We start from the raw sequence: 4,632 nt of genomic DNA, 5'->3' as shown, positions 1-4,632 counted from the left end.
AGACTGGCCAGAACGAGCCGGACGCTCTGGTGGGGGCCGAGCCGCCGTGAACCGGCCGACGGCAGATCACCGCCGGTTGCCGCGTGGATTCTCCGGCACAGGTCGTGCATCTGGGTTCGGGTCAGTCGTGTGATAGCATGGGGCCTGCGGCCTGTTCCTTGATAGTTTCTTGTCACGCATTAATTATCTCGGGGCAGGCCGCCCTTCGTCTTCTGCGACACGCCTCCACGAAACCATCGACAACAGCTTAGATCATCCCTATGAATAAGCTTCATGGATTCCCCGCCGCCGCCGATGACCCCGGAACGACAGATCGTGAAGCTTCCCCACAGGGGCGATGTCATGCGGTGGGAGGCGACCGATGACGACATGCTCGCTGAGGAGAAACTGGAGTTGTGGATCCGCGACTCCCTCGAGCCGGAGCGACTCCAGGCAGGGCTGGTCGTACGAGACGAGTTGCCCGAACGCGAGGACGAGGTTCTGCCGCTCCTCGAGGCGACACCACCGACCGATGAAGAGATCTACCCCGCCGAGATGCAGACGGTACGCAAGATCACCACGCAGATCATCGAAGGGCAGGGAACCCATGCCCGAGCCTTCATCCGCCATGATGGATCGATCCGCCCCGCTCTTCCGGGAGACAACGGCGATCTCCTCCTTGCCCCCGGTGATGTCGTCATCATCGACAACGACCATCCCGTCACCCGCCACGGCGTCGTCGTAGCGGATAACACCGAATGCGAACACCGACAGTCCTTCTGGGGAGGGAACAGCGTCAGAATCATCTTTCCGGGTTCGAGCGGCTCGAAATGGCTCACCGAGTTGTGCGGTCTGTCGAGTGAAGACGCCCAGAGAACCTTCACGGAAGCCGGAGAGCAGGGCATGGTGATCCTGGGGCCGGACCTCACCGAAGGCATCACGCTGTCGTGGATCGTCGTCACCACCGCTGCTTCCGTCGAGGACGACGAGTCGATCCGTCAGGAATGGACGACCGCAGACCACCCAGTCGGGCTCGACGTCCACCAGCGGGGCGTCGCAGCGCGGGCGGAGCTCTTGGCACAGCTCATCGGGCTCTCCTCGAACATCCGCATGGATCTGTCGACAGCCGGGCTGCACCACGATGACGGAAAAGCCGACCCTCGGTTCCAGCGTTTCCGGTTGGGCAACACCACCGATCAGGTGCTGGCGAAGAGCCTGGACCCCAGCGCTCAGAGCATCTCTCGACGTCGATGGTCAGGAGGCCTCCCCCGGGGCTGGCGTCATGAATTGCGTTCAGTCGCCATCGCATGGCCCACGATCAGCTGGGAGCAGGACGCTGAACTGATTGCGCGCCTCATCGGCACGAGTCACGGTCACGGGCGAGTTCTTCCCCAAGCGAACGCGCATCTGCTGTGCGATGAGGGCGACAGCGTCGAACTCCGGAGGCGGGCAGAGGAACTCTTCCTCGAGGGCGAGTGGTGCGAGATCATGACCCGCACGAGTTGGCGTTACGGACCATGGGCATGCGCCTATCTGGAGGCAGTACTGCGCGCAGCGGACTGCCAAGTGTCGAGGGAGGGATCATGAGGATCATTCTTGCTGGAGGGCTCGACAGCGCCCTCACTCATTTCGCAATGATCGGCTTGGCCGAGATACTCCAAGAGGCGGACGCCAGCCGGGTCCGTCTTCAATGGAAGGACTCCGCCAAGGCAGAACCCACGGTCTCCTGGGACGGCCCCGAGGTGGCGGAGGCCGTGCTCGCCCACGCCCGGCGGCACGCGGACCAGGACTCATGGGTGCAGGCGAAGGTGTCCTTCACCACGCCAAGGGGCGAGAAAACCTTCGGACTGTTCAGTCCACGACTCCCCCTTCCCGAGAAGGAGTCGGAGGTTCAGCAATTCGAGGATCATCGAGAGGAGTTCTTGGACTCTGATCTGACTGCTCTGGACCATCTGATGATCAGCAACCTCGGAGAGCCTGGCTACTGGATTTTTGATCGCAATACGAGGCTTCCTGACAGCTCCGCGTCGCGCTGGGAAATGAAGACAAGGAATCATGGAGAAGAGTTCGTCGGAAATCGCCTGTCGAAGCTCGCCTCAATCGTCTCGTCCTTTGACAAGGATTCGATTGATGCCGGATTGACCGGAAGAAAGATTTCTGACCCCTTGGGCAAGGACAAGCTTGATTCCCGTACTTCCACCGGACTGACACCTCCCGGCCCGGTTGATGACGCCTTGGCCTGGTGCGGATTGTGGGGCATCAGTGGCTTCACCCTTGTACCTGGAACAGGTAGTGATATCAGCGCAACAGCTGGCGCCGTCCCCCAGCAGCGTCGACATCCAAGGAGCCTCGTCATACCGATCACCGAGAAACCAATATCCCCCGCCGCATGGCGAGCGCTCATGGAGACTCGGGCAATCATCGATATCACATATTCAGACGAATCATCAATGGCAACCGCTTCGGACTATCTGAAGGCCAGAGGAGTCCTTGGGATATGCACATTTCCTGTTTACACCACGAACAATTCGAAAGCCCCTGAACAAATGATCTTGAGCGGCGCTTTTTACCCCCTGAACAGAGTCCCCAATGACCTCCACTGAAAATATCCCGATAAGCCTCTTGGTGCATATGGTTTTCTGCCCGCGTCGAGCATGGCTTGAAGCACAGGGCGAGCAGGCCGACAGCTTCGCCATGACGGCAGGATCCGTTGCACACACTCGTGTTGACGATCCGGCAGAATCACGTCCCGGAACGGAGCGGGCGATGCTCGTGCACAGCGATGAGCTCGGCTTGACCGGACGTTGTGACGTCGTCCACTCAGAGCCGAACGGCACCCTGACGATCCAGGAATACAAGTCGACCCCGGTCCGGAGAAAGCCCCAGATCAGGGAGTCACAGCGCATCCAAGTATTGGCTGAGGTCATGTGCCTGGAGAGCATGGGGTACACGGTCACCGGAGCCGAGGTGCACTTCATAAATCACCACAAGAGCATTCCCGTGCCCCTCAGTCCGGCCGGCAGAGAGGAATGCTTGGAATGGATTCGCCGGACTCGTGAGATGGTCCGGGGTTCACGTGCTCCTGAACCGCTTCTGGACGACCCTCGATGCGCCAGCTGTTCCCACGCGACAATCTGCCTTCCCGACGAGCATCATCACACAAATGGATCACCCACGAGACGCATCTCCGCGTCGGACCCGGAAGGAGAGATCGTTCATGTCATGACTCCCGGCGCACGGGCCTTCATGAAGGAGCGTCAAGTCGTCATCGCCAAGAATGGTGAAACCCTGGCGAGCTGCCCGATTGAAAGAATCAGTGGAATGGTCGTCCACGGCAACGTGGATCTTTCCAGTGCTCTCGTCAGAGAACTCCTCTGGAGAAGGCTCTCGATCGTCTGGTGCAGTGGCAGAGGACGAGTGGTTGGTTGGGCCACCAGCGCCCGGCTTCCGAACGGGCAGGCCAGGATCCACCAGCAGGCCATGTCCGAGTACGGTTGTCTGCCCTTGGCTCAGGCCATGATCAAGGCGAAGATCTCGAATCAAGCAACCCTGCTCCGCCGCAACGGGGGCGGAACATCGGCAACAACGAGCCAGCTTCGAGCCCTTGGCAGGCAGACCACTCAGGTCAGCAGCCTTCCAGATCTCTTCGCGCTCGAGGGAAGGGCTGCGCAGATCTATTTCACCGACTTCCCCTCCATGTTGAAGGGCACCGAGGCCGAAGAATTCTTGGAAGCCTGGCCGGGGCGCCACGGGAGAGGCGCCACTGATCCGCTCAACGCCGCCCTCAATTTCTGCTACGGTCTTCTGCTCGCTGACTGCATCCGAGGGCTGACGGCATGCGGGCTCGATCCGCACGGAGGTTTTCTTCACTCACCAAGCCGGAACAAACCGGCCTTGGCTCTTGACCTGATGGAAGAATTTCGGGCACCGATAGCCGACTCCGTGGTCATCACCTGCATCAACAACAGATCATTGACCCCAGGAATGTTCTCCCGAACGCTTGGGGACACTCGACTCAAAGCTGCAGGAAGAAACGCATTGACAACCGCCTATGAACACAAGGCGACTACTGAGATAGCTCATTTGATATTCGGATACACAACGTCATGGCGTCGTGCAATCGAGGTGCAGGCGAGGATCCTCCTCGGGGTCATCGACGGGACCCGCAGCGAATACAAGGGGATGACCATACGGTGACACGTCGCGACAGCCACAGATTTCTCATCGCATATGACATCCCAGACGACCGTCGAAGACATACAATATCAGTGATCTTGAAGGGTTTCGGTCATCGAGTGCAGTACAGCGTCTTCATGATTGACTGTTCACCGGGCAAGATACCGATTCTTCAACATGAGCTCGAGGAGAACATGAAATCCGGGGAGGATTCAGTCCTGCTGTGCGATCTGGGCCCCTCGAAACTGGTCGATTCCAGAGTGATCACCCACTTGGGGAGTTCGTGCTGCGCCATGCTCCCGGGAGCCATGATCATCTGATGCGAGAGCCGTCTCAGTACACAAACCCGGTCGACCCGCTCGCAGTTGCGTATCTCGTAGTCAACTGGCAAATCAAAGGCGTCCTCACCGTCACGCCCCGACGAGCATGCCGTCATGCTACACTGTTTCTCGCGAAGAGCTTCCAAATCACCTGACC

4 protein-coding genes are annotated in these 4,632 nt (G+C 59.4%); all 4 read left to right on the top strand.

Translation table 11 applies throughout. From position 1 onward, the window contains the following. Nucleotides 1–273: 273 nt before the first annotated feature. Genes K336_RS0112170 through cas2 form a run of 4 tightly spaced genes read left to right on the top strand, consistent with a single transcriptional unit; the run spans nucleotide 274 to nucleotide 4,475 of the window. Nucleotides 274–1,566 (top strand): hypothetical protein, encoded by a 1,293-nt coding sequence (locus tag K336_RS0112170; RefSeq protein ID WP_155945113.1) that lies wholly within the window; start codon nucleotides 274–276, stop codon nucleotides 1,564–1,566. Then, nucleotides 1,563–2,582 (top strand): hypothetical protein, encoded by a 1,020-nt coding sequence (locus K336_RS18780; protein ID WP_155945112.1) that lies wholly within the window; start codon nucleotides 1,563–1,565, stop codon nucleotides 2,580–2,582. The genes K336_RS0112170 and K336_RS18780 overlap by 4 nt, the downstream gene beginning before the upstream one ends. After that, nucleotides 2,569–4,176: a CRISPR-associated endonuclease Cas4/Cas1 gene (locus K336_RS18130; RefSeq protein ID WP_081660850.1), complete on the top strand. Its 1,608-nt coding sequence runs from the start codon at nucleotides 2,569–2,571 to the stop codon at nucleotides 4,174–4,176. The genes K336_RS18780 and K336_RS18130 overlap by 14 nt, the downstream gene beginning before the upstream one ends. Further along, nucleotides 4,086–4,475 (top strand): CRISPR-associated endonuclease Cas2, encoded by a 390-nt coding sequence (cas2, locus tag K336_RS16395; protein ID WP_155945111.1) that lies wholly within the window; start codon nucleotides 4,086–4,088, stop codon nucleotides 4,473–4,475. Before K336_RS18130 ends, cas2 begins: the two co-directional genes overlap by 91 nt. The last annotated feature ends 157 nt before the right edge of the window (nucleotides 4,476–4,632 follow it).

The sequence above is a fragment of the Propionibacterium acidifaciens DSM 21887 genome (assembly GCF_000426605.1).
GTDB lineage: Bacteria > Actinomycetota > Actinomycetes > Propionibacteriales > Propionibacteriaceae > Propionibacterium > Propionibacterium acidifaciens.
This window is presented reverse-complemented; position numbering and strand designations above follow the sequence as displayed.

What these genes read in the sequence shown, in the direction of transcription:
- K336_RS0112170 (WP_155945113.1), top strand. Translation starts at nt 274, where the DNA reads ATGGATTCCCCGCCGCCGCCGATGACCCCGGAACGACAGATCGTGAAG.
- K336_RS18780 (WP_155945112.1), top strand. Translation starts at nt 1,563, where the DNA reads ATGAGGATCATTCTTGCTGGAGGGCTCGACAGCGCCCTCACTCATTTC.
- K336_RS18130 (WP_081660850.1), top strand. Translation starts at nt 2,569, where the DNA reads ATGACCTCCACTGAAAATATCCCGATAAGCCTCTTGGTGCATATGGTT.
- cas2 (WP_155945111.1), top strand. Translation starts at nt 4,086, where the DNA reads ATGGCGTCGTGCAATCGAGGTGCAGGCGAGGATCCTCCTCGGGGTCAT.